This window comes from Thauera mechernichensis, from assembly GCF_029588855.1.
In the GTDB taxonomy this organism is placed as follows: domain Bacteria; phylum Pseudomonadota; class Gammaproteobacteria; order Burkholderiales; family Rhodocyclaceae; genus Thauera; species Thauera mechernichensis.
The window spans coordinates 311,378-328,293 of sequence record NZ_JARQZE010000005.1; the positions used below are offsets into that span (position 1 = coordinate 311,378).

19 protein-coding genes are annotated in these 16,916 nt (G+C 65.0%); 11 read left to right on the plus strand and 8 right to left on the minus strand.

Annotated elements, in window-relative coordinates:
* Positions 1-22 precede the first annotated feature (22 nt).
* The 3 genes from P7F68_RS10120 to ppk2 all read right to left on the minus strand — a co-directional run bounded on the left by P7F68_RS10120 (position 23) and on the right by ppk2 (position 3,727).
* On the minus strand, positions 23-592 hold the full coding sequence (locus P7F68_RS10120) for a glutathione peroxidase (RefSeq protein ID WP_002939529.1): 570 nt from the start codon (positions 590-592) through the stop codon (positions 23-25).
* A gap of 91 nt (positions 593-683) precedes the next feature.
* Positions 684-2,189, minus strand: a complete 1,506-nt coding sequence (locus P7F68_RS10125; RefSeq protein WP_002939530.1) for a methyl-accepting chemotaxis protein — start codon at positions 2,187-2,189, stop codon at positions 684-686.
* A gap of 350 nt (positions 2,190-2,539) precedes the next feature.
* Positions 2,540-3,727: a polyphosphate kinase 2 gene (gene ppk2 / locus P7F68_RS10130; RefSeq protein ID WP_002939531.1), complete on the minus strand. Its 1,188-nt coding sequence runs from the start codon at positions 3,725-3,727 to the stop codon at positions 2,540-2,542.
* A gap of 322 nt (positions 3,728-4,049) precedes the next feature.
* On the opposite strand from ppk2, the gene P7F68_RS10135 reads away from it, so the two are divergent.
* Complete coding sequence (locus P7F68_RS10135; protein WP_002939532.1) at positions 4,050-4,835, plus strand: alpha/beta hydrolase; 786 nt, start codon at positions 4,050-4,052, stop codon at positions 4,833-4,835.
* 22 nt (positions 4,836-4,857) lie between these two features.
* Here P7F68_RS10135 and P7F68_RS10140 read toward each other — a convergent pair whose 3' ends face one another.
* Both P7F68_RS10140 and xpt read right to left on the minus strand, forming a co-directional pair.
* The gene (locus tag P7F68_RS10140; protein WP_002929803.1) at positions 4,858-5,718 is read right to left on the minus strand and encodes an HDOD domain-containing protein; all 861 of its coding nucleotides are present in this window, start codon (positions 5,716-5,718) and stop codon (positions 4,858-4,860) included.
* Between the two features lie 162 nt (positions 5,719-5,880).
* Positions 5,881-6,498 (minus strand): xanthine phosphoribosyltransferase, encoded by a 618-nt coding sequence (xpt, locus tag P7F68_RS10145; RefSeq protein WP_002929804.1) that lies wholly within the window; start codon positions 6,496-6,498, stop codon positions 5,881-5,883.
* Positions 6,499-6,640: 142 nt separating this feature from the next.
* Between xpt and tadA the strand changes: the two genes are divergently transcribed.
* From tadA to P7F68_RS10160, 3 genes are read left to right on the plus strand one after another with little or no spacing between them, the layout of a single operon-like run.
* Positions 6,641-7,105 (plus strand): tRNA adenosine(34) deaminase TadA, encoded by a 465-nt coding sequence (gene tadA, locus P7F68_RS10150; protein ID WP_198291777.1) that lies wholly within the window; start codon positions 6,641-6,643, stop codon positions 7,103-7,105.
* Entirely contained in the window at positions 7,106-7,585 is a 480-nt protein-coding gene (locus P7F68_RS10155; protein ID WP_277832845.1) for a L,D-transpeptidase, read from the plus strand.
* Complete coding sequence (locus tag P7F68_RS10160) at positions 7,582-8,034, plus strand: GNAT family N-acetyltransferase (protein WP_270067902.1); 453 nt, start codon at positions 7,582-7,584, stop codon at positions 8,032-8,034. The genes P7F68_RS10155 and P7F68_RS10160 overlap by 4 nt, the downstream gene beginning before the upstream one ends.
* A 6-nt stretch (positions 8,035-8,040) precedes the next feature.
* Here P7F68_RS10160 and P7F68_RS10165 read toward each other — a convergent pair whose 3' ends face one another.
* Together P7F68_RS10165 and ygfZ are read right to left on the minus strand one after the other, a co-directional pair.
* Positions 8,041-8,847, minus strand: a complete 807-nt coding sequence (locus tag P7F68_RS10165; protein ID WP_002939539.1) for an NRDE family protein — start codon at positions 8,845-8,847, stop codon at positions 8,041-8,043.
* Between the two features lie 19 nt (positions 8,848-8,866).
* Positions 8,867-9,922: a CAF17-like 4Fe-4S cluster assembly/insertion protein YgfZ gene (ygfZ, locus tag P7F68_RS10170; RefSeq protein ID WP_277832855.1), complete on the minus strand. Its 1,056-nt coding sequence runs from the start codon at positions 9,920-9,922 to the stop codon at positions 8,867-8,869.
* 133 nt (positions 9,923-10,055) lie between these two features.
* Here ygfZ and mltG point away from each other — a divergent pair, with 133 nt between their 5' ends.
* The 7 genes from mltG to P7F68_RS10205 all read left to right on the plus strand — a co-directional run bounded on the left by mltG (position 10,056) and on the right by P7F68_RS10205 (position 15,610).
* Positions 10,056-11,096 (plus strand): endolytic transglycosylase MltG, encoded by a 1,041-nt coding sequence (mltG, locus tag P7F68_RS10175; RefSeq protein ID WP_002939548.1) that lies wholly within the window; start codon positions 10,056-10,058, stop codon positions 11,094-11,096.
* A gap of 56 nt (positions 11,097-11,152) precedes the next feature.
* Entirely contained in the window at positions 11,153-11,797 is a 645-nt protein-coding gene (gene tmk, locus P7F68_RS10180; protein ID WP_277832859.1) for a dTMP kinase, read from the plus strand.
* A complete protein-coding gene (holB, locus tag P7F68_RS10185) occupies positions 11,794-12,867 on the plus strand; it encodes a DNA polymerase III subunit delta' (protein WP_277832861.1) in 1,074 nt (357 codons plus the stop codon). Before tmk ends, holB begins: the two co-directional genes overlap by 4 nt.
* Positions 12,864-13,229, plus strand: coding sequence for a PilZ domain-containing protein (locus P7F68_RS10190; protein WP_002939554.1), 366 nt, complete (start codon positions 12,864-12,866; stop codon positions 13,227-13,229). Before holB ends, P7F68_RS10190 begins: the two co-directional genes overlap by 4 nt.
* Before the next feature lie 73 nt (positions 13,230-13,302).
* Positions 13,303-14,079: a TatD family hydrolase gene (locus P7F68_RS10195; protein WP_277832864.1), complete on the plus strand. Its 777-nt coding sequence runs from the start codon at positions 13,303-13,305 to the stop codon at positions 14,077-14,079.
* Positions 14,060-14,788 (plus strand): ankyrin repeat domain-containing protein, encoded by a 729-nt coding sequence (locus P7F68_RS10200; RefSeq protein ID WP_002939575.1) that lies wholly within the window; start codon positions 14,060-14,062, stop codon positions 14,786-14,788. Before P7F68_RS10195 ends, P7F68_RS10200 begins: the two co-directional genes overlap by 20 nt.
* A gap of 264 nt (positions 14,789-15,052) precedes the next feature.
* Entirely contained in the window at positions 15,053-15,610 is a 558-nt protein-coding gene (locus tag P7F68_RS10205) for a phasin family protein (RefSeq protein ID WP_002929828.1), read from the plus strand.
* A 100-nt stretch (positions 15,611-15,710) separates the two neighbouring features.
* Here P7F68_RS10205 and P7F68_RS10210 read toward each other — a convergent pair whose 3' ends face one another.
* On the minus strand, positions 15,711-16,673 hold the full coding sequence (locus P7F68_RS10210) for an AraC family transcriptional regulator (RefSeq protein WP_277832867.1): 963 nt from the start codon (positions 16,671-16,673) through the stop codon (positions 15,711-15,713).
* Between the last annotated feature and the right edge of the window lie 243 nt (positions 16,674-16,916).

Sequence of the window (16,916 nt, forward strand, 5' to 3'; positions counted from 1 at the left end):
GCAATTGCCGAGTACGTCGCGCTCAGAGGACGCGCTCGATCGCTTTCAGCACCTCGGGGGCGTCAGGTTTCACGCGGCTTGGAAAGGCAGCAACGACTCGACCGTTGCGGTCGATGACGTACTTGTGAAAGTTCCAAGTCGGTGCAGAGGACTGGCGGGCGATCTCGCGAAACAGCGGGTGGGCCGCCTCGCCCGTCACCGTGATCGGCGCATACATGTCGAATGTGACGCCGAAGTTCTGGAAGCACACTTCGGCCGTCTTGGCTTCGTCGTCTGCCTCCTGGCGAAAGTCGTCCGAAGGGAAGCCGGCAACTTTCAGGCCACGGTCCTTGTACGTCTGGTGCACCACCTCGAGTTCGCGGAACTGACGGGTGAAGCCGCAGTGGCTCGCGGTGTTCACCACCAGGACCGGCTGGCCTGCGTAACGCTCGGCCAGCCGCACCAGTTCGTCGGCGTGCAGACGCCTCAGTTCGTAACCGCTTCCCTGGCCAAAGATGGGCGCTACCGCAGGCGACTCGTCGGCGAGCGCTGGCGCGCACAGGATCGTCAAGGCAAACGGCAGCAAGCGCCGGCGAAAGGTGTCAAGCGGCATGGCATGGCCTCCGGTCGAATGAGCGAGTACGCGTGTTCGCGAGCGCTCGGTGTGGACCATAGACCGCGGTCGTCGCAGCCAGTTCGTCCGCTCAACGGATGCGAAAGCCGCCTACTGCTTGAGAAAGTTCGCGCGCGGCGCGGTCGAGGGAACCCACTTCGAGCGCCACCTTGCTGGCCGAGGCCTCGGTCTCGTCCGCAAGGTTGGCGACCGATACGACTGCGCCGGCAATACTGCGCGCGGCGGCACTGTGCTCGCCAAGATTGTTTGCGATCGACTCGAAGACCTGCTCGACGCGGCCCGCCTCCTCGGTGATGCGCGCGATCGAAGCGCCTGCCTCCGCGGCCAGAGCGGTACCTGTGCCTACTCGCTCCACTGCCGACTCGATGTTCGCCAGCGCCTGACCCTTGCTGGTCTGGATGTCATTGATCATCGCTACCACTTCTTCGGTCGCCGACGCCGTCCGTTCGGCCAGCTTGCGAACCTCGTCGGCAACCACGGCGAATCCGCGCCCCTGTTCACCAGCCCGTGCGGCCTCGATCGCGGCATTGAGCGCGAGCAAGTTGGTCTGGCCTGCGATGTCCTTGATCAGGCTGACGACTGCAGCGACGCGGTCCGACTGCTTGCCCAGTTCCTCGACACTATCGGCCGAGCTTTGAATTGTGCTGGCAATGCTGGCGATCTCGTCAATCGCAGCCTTGACGATACCGGCACCTTTGCGGGCGGATGTACCCGAGTCTTTCGCAAGAGTACGCGCCTGTTCGGCATCGTCGGCGAGCGCGGCGAGGCCTGCTGTCAGGGTGTCCACCGAGGCCGAAATATCATTGGTTGCAGCACGTTGCTGTCGCATGCGCTGGGCGGCAACGTCGGAGTGGTGGTCCAGTGCTTGCGCGCTGCTTGCAACCGACCGTGCTTCCTGGTCGAAACGCTCGAGCATGCCGGCGAGCTTGGTGCGCATGTCCAGCACTGAGCGCAGCAGCTCCGAGTCTTCGCCGCGACTGGTGATACCGCCGCGCAGATCCCCCTCGCCAATGCGGGCGGCGAGTTGTCCGACACGTGCCGATACCACCGCTTCGCGCTCGAGGCGGATCGCCATGTAGATCAGCATGCCCGCCTGCACGACCACATAGGCCGCATGAGCGAGCACGCGCGTGATCGAGGGGCCGGCATCGAACACGTAGAAGCCCCAGTTGAGCGCCTGCAGGTAGTTGAAGGCCACGTGGTGGACGGCAATGAGTGCAGCGGCAAGCAGGATCGGCCGCCAGTCGCGGTAATAAAGCAGGAAGGCAAGCAGCACGAATATGCTGAAGTGCGCCTCGATCACGCCGCCGAACTGCTGGATCGTGAGCGCGGAGAACACCATGAACGCCGCTGCAATCGCCGATCGTGCGAGCAGTGAGCCAGGCCCAGTGGCCACCAGCGCAGCGGGCGCCAGTACGGCGGGCAGCCCCACTGCAATTGCGAGCAACCAGGTGCCGGTATGCGCGGCTATGCCGAGGGTGATCAGCAGATGCGCGCCCAGGAAGGCGAGCATCAGGCGATCTGCCGATGCGCGGAAAGGGCGCAGGACGTCGTTCGATTCTGGGTGGTCGGACATGAACGCCTCCGGGTTCTGGCCGATGCCTGCCTCAGCGTACGAGGCAGGCATCGGCGGGCGGTGCGCTGAGGGCGTGCCAGCCCAGCACAGCACCGCTGTAGGCGATCCACAGAATGAACACGAGCCAGCCCAAGTGGCGACCAAGCCTACCGCCCCGCGGCACTTGCGCACTGCGGGGTTGTTGGGAGTGGTCGGGGGAAAGGCTCTTATCTGCAATCGACATGGCAACTATGGACGGCATGCAAGCCAGAAACTTTAGCCCCTGCAAGCGAACGGCCTCACACGAGTTGTCAGCAGCACGGAGAAAAACGATTCGAAAAACCTGCGTTCAACTCGGGGTTCGCGGCGACTTACAGCAACGGTATGGCGTCCTTCTCGCCACGCTCGTATACGACGTTCGCCCGGCCGACCAGCAAGGGGTCGAGCGGGCCGACACGGTCGATCTCCTTGTTGGAGTAGGGCAGCTTGTGCAGTACGTAACGCAAGGCGTTCAGGCGTGCACGCTTCTTGCAATCGGACTTCACCACCGTCCAGGGAGAGTCGGCGGTGTCGGTGTAGAAGAACATCGCCTCCTTGGCCTTCGTATAGTCGTCCCACTTGTCGAGCGACGCGAGGTCGATCGGCGACAGTTTCCATTGCTTGAGCGGGTGCGATTCGCGCTCGCGGAAACGGCGGCGCTGCTCGTCGCGGCTGACCGAGAACCAGAACTTGATCAGGTGGATGCCGCTGCGCACGAGGTTGCGCTCGAACTCGGGTACCTGGCGCATGAACTCGTTGTATTCGTCGTTGGAGCAGAAGCCCATCACTCGTTCGACCCCGGCGCGGTTGTACCAGGAGCGGTCAAAGAGAACGATTTCGCCGGTCGAGGGCAGGTGCTGGATGTAGCGCTGGAAGTACCACTGTCCGCGCTCGGTCTCGCTCGGCTTCTCGAGTGCCACGACGTGTGCACCACGCGGATTGAGGTGCTCCATGAAACGCTTGATGGTGCCCCCCTTGCCCGCGGCGTCGCGGCCTTCGAACAGGATCACTACGCGTTGGCCGGTCTCCTTGACCCAGGCCTGCAGCTTCAGGAGTTCGACCTGCAGTCTGTACTTCTGCTTTTCGTAGGCCTTGCGCGACATCAGGTTACGGTACGGGTAGCCACCCTGGCGCCAGTCCTCGGCAAGTTCGTCATCGGGGTTGGCTGTGCCGGTCACGATCGGGCTGTCGGCCCGCATCAAGGCCCGGCGCAGCATGTGGACGTCGTCCGGTGAGGCACCGGCGAGGATGGACTCCAGTGCCTTGAGCGCCCGCTTCGGGTCCTGGCGCGACTCGGTCTGAAGAATCTCGGTGACAGCGACGATCTTGGACTCTTCGGCGGCCCCGATTGCCTGTTCGACTTCGAAAGTCTCGATGTCGGCAGGGGTCAGGGAGGGCGCGGTATCGCCTTGCTGCGAGCGCCGCGCGGCCTTCCTTGCTCTCGGTTTGGCGGGAGCGGGCGAGGGCGCGCTCGAGTCGGCTGCGTTCGGGGCACGGTTGTTCTTTTCGATGTCTGTCATATTCAATGTCCTCGCTGTCAACTGTGGAAATTGTAGCGCTGATGGATGGCTTGCAGCGCGCGAAAAGTCGCATTGGCAGCATGGTTTTATCTCCCGGCTGTAGAATCCGCCTTTTCTCGAATAGAAGGGCGCGCCGACGCGCCTCGTTCTGCCTTCCATGCCCCTGACGCCCCACGCTCGCTCCCTTCTCGACATGGCTTACCGTGTCGGTGCCCCCCGCTTTCACGAACTTGGTGAAGCCCAGGCACGTCACTCTTTCGAAAAGCTGCAGTTTGCATTCCGGCCGGAATCACCCGCTGTGGCCTCTACGGTGGATGTACCCATGCCACGGCCCGACGGTAGCGCCTTGCTGGCGCGGCTTTACCGCCCGCTGTCGAGCCACGCTGACGAGCCTTTGGCGCTGCTTATCTACTTCCATGGGGGTGGTTGGTGCGTTGGCGATGTCGCAAGCTACGACGTGCTGTGCCGGGAGCTTGCCAATCTCGCGCGCTGTGCCGTGCTTTCCGTCGACTATCGCCTTGCGCCCGAGCACCCATTCCCGGCTGCGATCAGGGATGCGCGCCTGGCCTTCGAGTGGGCGGTGGAAAATGCTTCTCTGCTTGCCATCGATCCCGCTCGGATTGCCCTCGGCGGTGATAGCGCAGGGGGCAACCTGTCGATCGTGACCGCCCTCGCACTGCGCGATGAGCCTGCAAGGCCGAGCTGCCTGGCGCTGGTCTATCCGAGTACCGAGATCGTCAGCACGCGGCCATCACGAGAGCGTTACGCCGAGGGTTTCTTCCTCGATCGCGGGACACTGCAGTGGTTCTTCGAGCGTTACCTTCCGGACGGCAATACGGAGGATTGGCGTGTGTCGCCCATGCGGGCCGAGCGGCTTGCCGGCTTGCCGCCAACGCTCCTTGTCGGGGCGGAGTTCGATCCTCTGGTGGACGATTGCGTCGCCTTTGCGGAGCGGATGAAGGCCGAGGGCTGCACGGTGGACTACGTCGAGATGCCCGGCGTCATCCATGGTTTCCTGACGCTGGGCAAGGTTTTCCCCGAGTCGGCGCAAACACTCGTACTGCTTGCTCGCCACCTGCAAACCTGCCTCGCGCTGCCGCCGGCCTGAAGCGGCGCACGGCCCGGACCAGTCAACCGCACACCGCTGCGAGCATTTCCTGGCGGGTGTCGCGTGCCGTGACAAGGAGGGCGTCGAAAGCCTCCTTGCCGGCCTCACCCAGGCTGGCATCGAGCAGTTCCGGCCGGCGTTGCACGCCAAGCAGGCTCTCGAAGGGGTTGGGCGTCTCGGCTGCCAGTGTGGCAAAGAAGACGATGTCGCCCATGGCTGCGGGAGGCCACTCGGTGTGCGCCACCGGATCGGCTTCGCAGGCGTCGACGATGAGCGCGGGCATCTCGAAGGCGTCGAGCACTGCGCTGCGTACCGGGTCATCCCAGAGCGAGACGATCTCGGCGAAGCGCTTCATGTCGCCTTCGATCGCCGGATAGCGGGCCGCTCGGGCGAGCAGGTAGAACTGACCGACGTTGATCATCAGCCCGGCGAGCAGGGCCGTATCCGGCGTGTGGCGTCCGAGGTGGCGCGAGAACGCGAATGCCCAAGATGCGACGTCGATCGAGTGCATCCACAGTCCGCTCGCCACCAGCCGCATCTGGCGTGAGCGGTGGTCTCGGGCCAGCTGTTCGGCGGCGACCGCGTAGGCAAGGCAGCGCAGCGCCGACAGACCGATGCGCCCGATGGCGTCGCCCACGCTGTTGATCTCGCCGCGATATGGGTTGAGCGCTACCGTATTGGCCATGCGCAGCACCTTTGCCGCAAGCACCGGTTCGGCCCGGACCACTTCGGCAATGTCGGACAAGGAGCTGTCGGGGTCGTCCGCCATCTTCTTGATGCGCAGCGACAGGTCGAACACGGTCGGGAAGCTCAGCACACCGTCGCGCAGTTCTTCCTCGATCTGTTGTGCGAAGGCTTCGGTCTGAGATTCGAATTCTTCCATGGCGGCTAGGCTTCCTGCGGGTGGCGTTGCGACGTGCCTGGATTCAAGAGTGCGGCACTGGGCGCACCGCGGCTGCAAGTCTAACGCCGCTTGGCTTCGGCGTCGCGTGCAGTTGCTGCTCAGCGCGGGAGTCGCATGCGCGCCGGTGTGCTTGCCGTGGCGTCATGGCTGGCTCAGAACCGCACGCCCGTTCTCCAGCGCCTCCACCTGGGCGAGCGTCGACACCGGCACGCCCTCCGCCTCGATTGCGCCGTGGCCCTGCTTGAACCGCTTTTCGACGATGAAGCTTGCGCACAAGACCTCGGCTCCCGCTTCGCGCGCCATCTCGATGAGCGCGACTGCGGTGCGTCCGTTGGACAGGAAGTCGTCGACGATGACGACGCGATCACCCGGCACGATGTAGCGCTGCGAGAGCACCAGCTTGGTTTCGCCGCCCTTGGTCGGCGACGGGATGATGCGCGCGATTGCGGGCGACTCGACCTGCGGGGCGTATTTCTTGGCATAGACCAGCGGTACCCCGAGGGCCTGAGCAACGACAAGGCCGGGGGCGATGCCGCTCGCTTCCGCAGTCAGGATGACGCTGGGCTCGAAGCGGCCGACACGGCGTGCCAGTTCCCGGCCCATCTCGGTGATGAAAGCAGGCTCGATGCGGTGGTTGAGGAAGTGGTCGATCTTCAGGATCTGGTCACCGATCACGGTCGCCTCGGCTTCGATGCGGCGGACCAGAGGCCCATAGGGGGCGGTGAGCGAAGGGGTGTTGAGCGCGGCGGCGTTATTCATACTGCGGATTCCGGTGGTGGGCACCCGGGGGCGAGTGCGGATGCGCCGCATTCTAGCGCAGCCCTCGTCCGGTAGAATCGCGTCTTTCAACCGCGACGGTGGGGCGCCTTGGCTCGTCCTGCAGCGCATTCGACACATGCCGATGAACGACGAAGACTACATGCGTGCGGCGCTCGAGGAAGCGCGCCGCGCGGGGGCCTGCGACGAGGTGCCGGTGGGGGCGGTGGTGGTACTCGACGGCCAGATTGTGGGCCGGGGCTTCAACCAGCCCATCGGCCGCCACGATCCGACCGCGCACGCCGAAGTGATGGCCTTGCGCGATGCCGCCGCGCGTCTGGGCAACTATCGCCTGCCGGGGTGCGAGCTCTATGTGACCCTGGAGCCGTGCGCCATGTGCAGCGGCGCGATCATGCACGCGCGCATCGCCCGCGTCGTGTTCGGGGCGCGGGATCCGAAGACGGGTGTCGCAGGCAGTGTGATGGATCTCTTTGCCGAGTCGCGGCTCAACCATCATGCGCGCGTCGAGGGCGGCGTGCTTGCCGACGAGTGCGGGCGCATGCTGTCGAGCTTTTTTGCCGCGCGGCGCGGCAAGACGCAGGTGGCTTGAGTGCGTATCGAGATCGATCTTGGCTCACAGACGCTCGCCCTTTTTGGGGCGGACGACGCCTGCATCCGGCGCTACAGCGTGTCGACGGCGGCCAGGGGGGCAGGGGAATTGAACGGCAGCCTGTGCACACCGCGCGGGCGCCATCGCATACGCGCCCGGATCGGAGCCGGTGCGCCGGAGGGCGCAGTGTTCCGCGGACGCCGGCCCACCGGGGAGCGCTGGAGCCGCGACTTCGCCGCGGCTCATCCCGGACGCGACTGGGTCCTAACGCGCATCCTTTGGCTGTGTGGCGAGGAGTCCGGGCGCAATCGCGGCGGTGATGTCGACTCGATGCGGCGTTTCATCTACATCCACGGCACTGGCGACGACCAGCCCATGGGGGTCCCGCGTTCGCATGGCTGCATCCGCATGCGCAACCGCGACCTGATCGAACTCTTCGAGCTGGTCGCCCCAGGCACGATTGTGGATATCCGCGCATGAGCATGGCCGTCCTGCCCACCGTTTGCGTCCTCGACTGGGCACAGGTGCAAGCCCTGGTTACGCCGCTGCGCACGGCAGTGTTCGTCGAGGAGCAGGGCGTACCGGTCGAGATCGAGCGCGACGTCTTCGACGCGGTGAGCCGGCATGCGCTGGCGCGCTCCGGCGCCGGCGAAGTGATCGGTACCGGGCGTCTGCTGCCCGACGGCCACATCGGTCGCATGGCCGTGGCTTGCCGCTGGCGAGGCAAGGGTGTGGGCGGACTGGTGCTGGCGGCCTTGGTCCAGGAGGCGGTCCGGTTGAACATGGGCGAGGTGGTACTCAACGCGCAGGTGCATGCCGAGGCCTTCTATCTGCGCCATGGCTTCGTCGCCGAGGGCTGCGTGTTCGAGGAGGCCGGCATTCCCCATCGCGTGATGCGTCGACGCCTCGATCAAGGAAGTCGCAGCTGACGCTGTTCAGGTCGTCGGCTGGGTGGCGAAGCGGTGGGTGACGGCGCTGGCCTGTTCGCCATGCGCGTCCCAGGTCCATTCATCGAAGCGGATACGGCCATCGTCGTGCTGCACTACGACGCTCGTGCACCGTGTGCCATAGCCCGGCGCGCGAATGAAGGCGGGCGACAGCCAGCGCTCCCATTCGAGGCTGACGCCGGTGGCCGGCAGGTGCGGGTCGGCCGCCGGTCGAGGGTCGCGCATCAGGGCCAGCAGTCCCTGGCACAGGGCGTGCTCATCGAGCGCGTCCACGCGGCCTTCTGCCTGCCCCGCGCCGAGCAGCTCGGCAAGGCCGGCACGGGTCTTGAGCAGCTTGGGCCACGGGCTGTCGAGCAGGTGGTTCGACAGCCCATAGATGCCGGGCTCGAGTGCCCGAACGGTGCCGTTGGTGCTCTCGAGAACGGCCAGCGTGCTGCCGTCGCCGACGAGGAGATTGAAGCCGGCATAGCGCGAGCACTCGGCGCCCAAACCCTGCAGGACCCGCGTCGCAGGTAGCTCGGCCTCGAGCGCCTCGCGCACCAGCACACCACGCGAGGGCGCACCTTCCACGTGCCGGCTGGGGTCACGGTAGTTGGTGAGTGCGGCGAAGCGTCCGCTGCGGCTCAGCCCCATCCAGGTGCCACCGGCTTCGAGGTCACGGCCCGCGAGCAGGTCAGGCGCGTCGGCCCACCAATGGGCGGGGGAGGACGGCCGCGAGAGGTACTCGTCGCGGTTGGCGGCGACCACGAGCGGGTAGCGTGGATGAGCGCGCCACGCGAAAACGATCAGGCACATCGGATACGGCGGTGTGCGCTCAGCCCAGGGCGTAGGGCAAGGGCAGCAGTTCGAGCGTCGCCCCTTCGCCAGCGCCCAGGCGCAATTGCCCCGCCTCAGCGCTGCTGGACTGGATTACCGCCAACGCTTCGATGCCACCATCCGCGGTCGGTGCCACATTGACCACCTTGCCCGCGGACTGCTCGCCGAAGTCGGGGGCGTGGATGTCCATCCCCGCGACGACCTCGATGCCGGGGGCTGCGGCAACGCGGTACATCCGTTTCTTGAGCTTGCCGAGGTACTGCGTACGCGCGACGATCTCCTGACCAGGGTAGCAGCCCTTGTGGAAGCTCACGCCGCCGATCAGCTCGTAGTTGAGCATCTGGGCGACGAATTCTTCCTGCGTCGGCGCGGTAACCAGCGGCAGGCCTGCGCGGATCATGCTGAGCTGCCAGGCCGCAGTGCCCGCCTTGACGGCACCGCCGGCGACGAGGGCGTCGAACACCCCGGCCGCATCGTCGGCAGCCACTGCCAGGAGGTAGCGCTCGGCGTCGATGCGCACGCAGCGCACGCCGTCGGCCGTGAGGGTCTGACGCATGTCGGCCGCCGGCATCTCGATACCCGCCGTCTGCAATACCGCCGCCGCGTTCTTGCCGCACACGCCGATCAGGGCGAGTGTGTCGCTGGCGTTGGCAAGCTTGACCTTGCTGCGCAGTACGTACATCGACAGTTTCTTGAGGAAGGCGGGCAGGATGTCCGCCGACAGGACGAGGCCATGGCCTTCGTCTTCCGCCCACATCAGGAAACTCGCGATCATCCGTCCCTTGGGCGAGTTGAAGCTGTTCCAGGCGGCGCCGTCGGCAGGGAGCTTGTTGACGTCGTTCGAAACCAGGTTGTGCAGGAAGGCCGCCGAATCCGGCCCCACGGAGCGGATGATGCCCAGATGAAGCAGAGGCACCACGACGGTCGATTCGCTTGCGGCGCGGGCTTCGTCGGTCGCGGCGGCAAAGCGAACGGAGGGCAGCGGGGCGGCGGTAGTTTGGGTCTCGGCCAGGGTGGCACCCAGGCGGGAGAGGTGTTCGGTCCAGACGGTCATGGGGCGGTCAGCGGTAGCAAGGGGGTTGGCAGTAGCAAGGCGGGTTGGCGGTAGCGCACGACCTCGCTCGGAGGTGCTTGCGCGATGAAGTATTATAGGCGCCCGCCGCAAGTCGGTCGCCCCTGCGCCCGACATGGCTTTTTCCGTCGATGCTGTGCTGATGCGTTCCCTTGTGCGCTTCGTTGTATACCTCTTGATTGTGTCCATGCTCGGCGCGATGTTGCTCGTCGGTGCGGGGTGGTGGTACGCGCACGCACCGCTGACGCTGGCGTCCGAAAAGGTCGAATTCACCGTGCCGCGTGGGGCTGGCATGCGCCATGCCGCCGGTGTGATCGAGGATGCGGGCGTGGGTGTCGATGCGCGCTTCCTCACCCTGCTCGCACGTATCGGCGACAAGGCGCACACGATCAAGGCCGGCAGTTACGAAGTGCGCACCGGAGTGACCCCCTGGCAGCTGATCGAGAAGCTGGCGAGCGGGGATGTGACACAGGGCGAACTGCTGCTGGTGGAAGGCTGGACCTTCCGCCAGGTGCGCCAGGCGCTCGAGAGCAATCCTGACCTCGAGCAGGACACGAGTGGCTTGTCGGACGCGGAGCTCTTGCAGCGAATCGGTGCCAGCGAGACACACCCCGAGGGCCTGTTCTTCCCTGACACATACCGGTTCGACAAGCGCTCGAGCGCGCTCGCGGTGCTCAAGCGCGCCTACGACGCCATGCAGCTGCGCCTGGCCGCAACGTGGGAAGCGCGCGACCCGGCGATGCCGCTGGCTTCGCCTTACGAAGCCCTCATCCTGGCCTCGATCATAGAAAAGGAGACCGGCCGTGCGGAGGACCGTGGACTGGTGGCATCGGTATTCGCCAACCGCCTGCGCGTGGGCATGCGGCTGCAGACCGACCCCACGGTGATCTATGGTCTGGGGCCGGAGTTCGATGGGCGCTTGCGCCGTGTCCATCTCGACACCGATCACCCCTGGAACACCTATACGCGCGCCGGTCTGCCGCCGACGCCGATTGCGATGCCGGGCGAAGCGGCGCTGCGTGCGGCCTTGAAGCCGGAGAACAGCGAGTTCTTCTATTTCGTCGCACGTGGGGATGGCAGCAGCGAGTTCTCGCGTACCCTGGCCGAGCACAACCGGGCGGTCAATCGTTTCATCCGCAATGGGGGGGGGCGATGAGTGCAATGCCGCCGCGCCTGCCCGAACCGATCATATCTGCCTCTCCTGCGACGGCCATGGAACGTCTTTCTCACGAGGCCGCAGGGCGCGGCCGCTTCATCACTTTCGAAGGTATCGACGGCGCAGGCAAGAGCAGCCAGATCGACGCGGTCGTCAGCTTGCTGCGTGCGCAAGGCAGGGTCGTGGAGCAATCTCGTGAACCCGGCGGTACTGCGCTGGGCGAGCGTTTGCGCGAACTGCTGCTGCATGAGGCCATGCACCTCGAGACAGAGGCGATGCTGATGTTCGCAGCACGTCGCGAACACCTCGCCGCACGGATCGAGCCCGCGCTCGCTGCCGGGCACTGGGTTGTCTGCGACCGCTTCTCCGATGCCACCTTCGCCTATCAGGTTGGCGGGCGGGGGCTCGCACGCGACAAGTTCGAAGCACTCGAGGCCTGGGTTCATCCGGGACTCCAACCTGACCTGACCCTGCTCTTCGATCTTCCACCGGAGATCGCTGCTGCGCGTGTCGCTGCCACTGGTGCCGCGCCCGATCGCTTCGAGCGCGAGCAACGTGACTTCTTCGAGCGTGTACGTACCGCTTATCTCGAGCGTGCCCGACTGGACCCGGCGCGTTTCTGCATCGTCGACGCCACGCGTTCCCCTGCATCCATCCGCGCCGACATCGAGGACGTCGTGCGCGACCGACTGCAGCCATGATCCATTCCTGGTTGCAGCCCACCTGGACACGACTCGTTGAGCTTGGCGATCGCCTGCCTCACGCCTTGCTGCTGGTTGGTCCGCCTGGCCTGGGCAAGCGCGAGCTTGCCGATGCGCTCGCCGCTCGTCTGCTGTGTGATTCTCCGGCTGACGATGGCCACGCCTGCGGACGCTGTGAGCCTTGCGTCTGGCGGCTGGCCGACAACCATCCCGACCTGCATCGGGTGGTCCCCGCGGCAGCGGCAGAGGCCGCTGCCGCCGAGCGCGGCGAGGGCGAGGGCGGCGATGCCGCTGGCGGGCGCGAGGGGGGCGGCAAGGCAGCGTCGGCGCAGATCGTCATCGAGCAGATCCGGGACCTGCAAGCGGCCTTGAGTGTCACCGGACACCATGGTGCACGCCGTGTTGTCGTACTCGATCCGGCAGAAGCGATGAACCCCTTTACCGCTAACGCCTTGCTCAAGCTGCTCGAGGAGCCGCCAGCGGGCTGCGTGTTCCTGCTCGTATCCTCGGCGTCACGCCGGCTGCTGCCGACGATTCGCAGTCGGTGCCAGCAGTGGCTGTTTGCGCGTCCGGAAGAGCAAGCGCTCGCGCACTGGAAAACGCGTGCGGACCCCGATGTGCTTGCGCTGCTCGCCCTCGGCGGCGGAATGCCGCTGGCGGCCGAACGCCTCGCGCGTGCGGGCGGTGGGGCCCTGCTTGCACGTTTCGTACGTGATCTGGCCGGCCTGCAGGCGTCCGACGCACTCAAGCTGGCCGCCCAGTGGGAGAGCTGGCTGAAATCGCGCGAGGCCTTGGCCGCTGGTTTCGGCTTGCCAGAACTGTGCGACTGGATGCAGCGCTGGGTCAGTGACCTGGCCAGCGTACGACTAGGTGGCCGTGTACGCTTCTTTCCCGCCCAGCAGGCTGTCCTCTCCACCCTCGCCAGCCGTTGCAGCGTGGCGGCGGCGAGCGCCTGTTACAATGAAATGGCGCAGATTCGCAGGGTGTCGCGGCACCCCTTGAGCTTGCGCCTGGTACTGGAGGATCTGCTGATGCGTTACGTTCGCGCCACTGCTGGAGTTCGTGGATGAGTGATGCGTCTCGAACGACACCGACGCGGCCGAGCGTGCTGTCGCTCAACATCAACAGCAAGTCGGCGCTGTACGCGGCCTATATGCCGTTTCTCGTCAATGGCGGCATCTTTCTGCCTACGCCCAAGAACTACAAGCTGGGCGATGAGGTCTTCCTGCTGCTGCAGTTGATCGACGACCCCACCCGTCACCCGGTGGCCGGCAATGTTGCCTGGATCACCCCTCATGGTGCGCAAGGGGGCAAGACGCAGGGGATCGGGGTGCACTTTTCGGCCGACGAGTCGAGCAAGGTGCTGCGCGGCCGTATCGAGCAGATCCTTGCCGGCCATCTGGGCTCGAGCCGGCCTACGCATACCCTCTGAACCCTGGGCGCTTGCTGCATGCCAGTGCCTCGTACCGGCTCTCGATGCCGACCCATTACACCAACCCGGTCCAATGTTCGTAGATTCTCACTGCCATATCGACTTCCCCGACCTTGCCGCGCGAGAGGACGAGGTGCTTGCCAACATGGCGGCCAATCGGGTCGGCACAGCGCTTTGCATCAGTGTCACGCTCGAAGCCTTTCCCCGCGTGCTCGGGCTGGCCGAACGCCACGCCCAGCTTTGGGCATCGGTCGGCGTCCATCCCGACAACGATGGTTGCGAAGAGCCTGACGTGGCCCGCCTGCTCGCGTTGGCAGACCATCCCAAGGTGGTGGCCATCGGCGAAACCGGGCTCGACTACTACTGGCAGAAGGACGAGCCGGAGTGGCAGCGCGAGCGTTTTCGTACGCACATCCGTGCCGCGCGCCACTGCGGCAAACCGCTGATCATCCATACGCGCAGTGCTGCCGAGGACACGCTCAGGTTGATGCGCGACGAGGGCGCAGGTGAGGCGGGCGGCGTGATGCACTGCTTCACCGAGAGCTGGGAGGTTGCTGAAGCCGCGCTCGAGTTGGGCTTCTACATTTCCTTTTCGGGCATCGTCACCTTCCGCAACGCCAAGGCGCTCAAGGAGGTCGCGTGCCGGGTACCGCTCGAGCGCCTGCTCATCGAAACCGATGCGCCCTATCTTGCTCCGGTTCCGCATCGTGGCAAGATCAACGAACCCGCCTGGGTCGTGCACGTGGCCGAGGAGATCGCTCGCCTGCGTGACGAACCGCTCGAGCATATTGCGCGCGCGACCACCGACAACTTCTTTCGCCTATTCCGCCATGTCACCAGACCAGCCTGACGTCCGTGTCGCGGACACCTCCGCCGCAACGCTGCGCCGCTTCCTCCTTGTTGGGCTGTTGGCCACTGCGAGCCTGATTTCGGCGCCCGCATTTGCCAACAGCTATGAGGCCGCGCTCAGTTCCGCGCGCCTGGGTGACACCCGCCAACTCGTCGGTTTGCTCAATCGTGGCATCGATCCTAATACCGTCGATGCCAATGGCAATACCTTGCTGATCCTGGCCGCACGCGAGGGCCAACTCGCAACCGTTGAGGCGCTGCTGCGTTACCGGGTGCGTATCGATTACCGCAATCTGGCAGGCGATTCAGCGCTGATGCTTGCCGTCCTGCATGGCCATGCGCAGGTGGTCGAAGCGCTGATCAATGCGAGCGCAACACTGGACCACGAGGGTTGGGCACCGGTGCATTACGCTGCGTTCGAGGGCCGGGATGCAATCCTCGACAGGCTCCTCGTCGCCGGAGTCGATGTAAATGCGCGTGCGCCCAACCAGGCAACGGCGCTGATGCTGGCGGCGCGCAATGGCCATGTGGGGGTCGTACGGCGCTTGCTGTCGCTGCCCCAGATCGAGCTCAATGCGCTCAACGAGGCAGGCCTGTCAGCCGATGCATGGGCTGCACAGAACGGGAACACCGATATCGCCGAACTGATCGCTGCCGAGCGCAAGCGCAGGGGATTGGCTGCGCCGGCCATACGGCTGACGATCGACTAGTTGGTAACCGACGGTCGATTCTGTCGGGGACTCAGGAAGCAAGACGGCCGGTATTACCGGCCGTCTTGCTTATGTCCGTGCGTTTTCCATGGCAGGAACGGATACGCATTCAGTGGGAAATTGTGCATTGCACAATTCATTTGACAACGCCAGAGAGGCCTATATAATCATCGCCATGTTGCAGTGCAACATGGCGGCCCGGGAACTTGGTCGCACGTCCAGTTGGACGAATCCTCTCACAACCCGTTTTCAAGGATGTTAAAGATGACCAAGATCACCACCCCCGAGCAGCTCCTCGCCGTCAACAAGGCTCAACTCGAGACCCTGCTGTCGCTCGCCAACAGCGCCCTGGCCCGTGCCGAGCGCCTGACCGAGCTCAACCTCAACACCACCCGCTCGGTGCTCGAGGACGGCGTTGCCATCACCCGCAAGCTCGCCGAGGCGAAAACCCCGCAGGAGCTTGCCAGTCTGCAGGCCGAACTCACCCAGCCGATGCTCGACAAGGCCGTCGCTTACGCACGCAACGTTCAGGAACTGGCTGCCGAAGGCCAGCAGGAGACCGCCAAGCTGGTCGAGTCTCAGGTGGCCGAGCTCAACAGCGCGTTCAGCACCGCGCTCGAGCAAGCGGCCAAGACGGCGCCGGCTGGCTCGGAAGCCTTCTTCGCCGCCGTCAAGTCGGCGATGGATACCGCCAATGGCCTGTATGAGAACGTCAGCAGCGCCGCCAAGCTTGCCGAGGCCAAGCTGGCCGCTGCCACCGAGCAGGCCGTCGAGGCAGTGACCGCGAGTGTCAAGAGCGCGACGCCCAAGAAGCGCGCCTAAGCTACCGTACAGGGCAGCCATGCTGCCCCCTGCGCTGGACAGGAAAGGGACCGTGCGGCCGTGAGCCGGACGGTCCCTTTTTGCGTCGTCGTGCCCGCGCTTAGCTGGACAGACGGGACTTCATTGCCTCCGACGGCAACATACCGAAGGTGGATCTGTAGCGTTCCGAGAATCGGCCGAGGTGGGTGAATCCATACTCGAGTGCAACTGCAGTGACGTTGGGCGCCTTGCTCGCGGGATTGGTCAGGGTCGCGTGCACATGCTCGAGTTTTTTCTGGCGGATGAACTGCTTTGGCGTCGTCTTCGCGTTCTTCTCGAACAACAGATAGAGCGAGCGCAGGCTCAGGCGGGAAAAGTGGGAGAGCTGCTCGGCGCTGATGTCCTGCCTGATGTTGTCGTTGATGTACTGCACGAGACGCTCGAAACACGGCGCATGCTGGCAGGGCTCCTCGAGCCCCAGGTTGTGTTCGAGCATGGTCATGAGCTTGGTCGTGACCACGCGGTTGTAATGCTGGAGCATCTGGGGGGTCGTCAACGCAGACTCGGCTTCTTCGCAGATGAGCTGGAGGAGAACGATGAGGCTCTCGAGCTCCTGGAAGCGGTAAGGCACCTGCTTGAAGGTGATGCGTTCGCGCGAGCGGGTCCAGCGATGCTCTGCACAAGCGTCACCGAGCATCGTCGCGGGCAACTTGACGATGAATTTCTCACAGTCCTCGGAGTAGGTGATGTCGAGCGGGTCGTCCGGGTTCAGCAGCAGGAAATGCCCGGCCGACAGGTCAAGCGTGGTGTGGGGCAGGGTGTAGCGACAGTAGCCGCGCAGAATGAACTGGAGGTGGTAGATGTCGGCCAGCCCCTCGGAGATCACGCGCGCACGGGCGCCGTAGCTCAGTCGGCACAGGTCGAGTCCACCGGCCTTGCGATGCGAAAGTGACGCGCTGCCCTGACTGCGCGAACTCAGGCTCAGGCTATGAGACCCCACGTTCGCGCGCACGTAGTCCGACACCTCGAAAGGATTGGCACCATTGAAGATGCTGCTTTGGGCGTTCAGGAAGGCCAGGGGCATGATCAGACCCCGGCGCGTAGAACAGGCGATCGGTCCGATGCGGCCCCCGCAGTTGCAGGCAAGGCCAGGGTAGTCTCTCGTGCGCGCATCATCTCTCTCCCGGTGGGGCTATCTCCCGTCGCCCAGGTCTGCGCTGTGCGTCGAGAATTTTTGGAATCTCGAGTTTATTCTCGATAAGAAATTTTGTCTATGGCCGCATAGTCTGAACGAACGGTTGCTGGCGTGTAAACGTGGCAAGGCCGC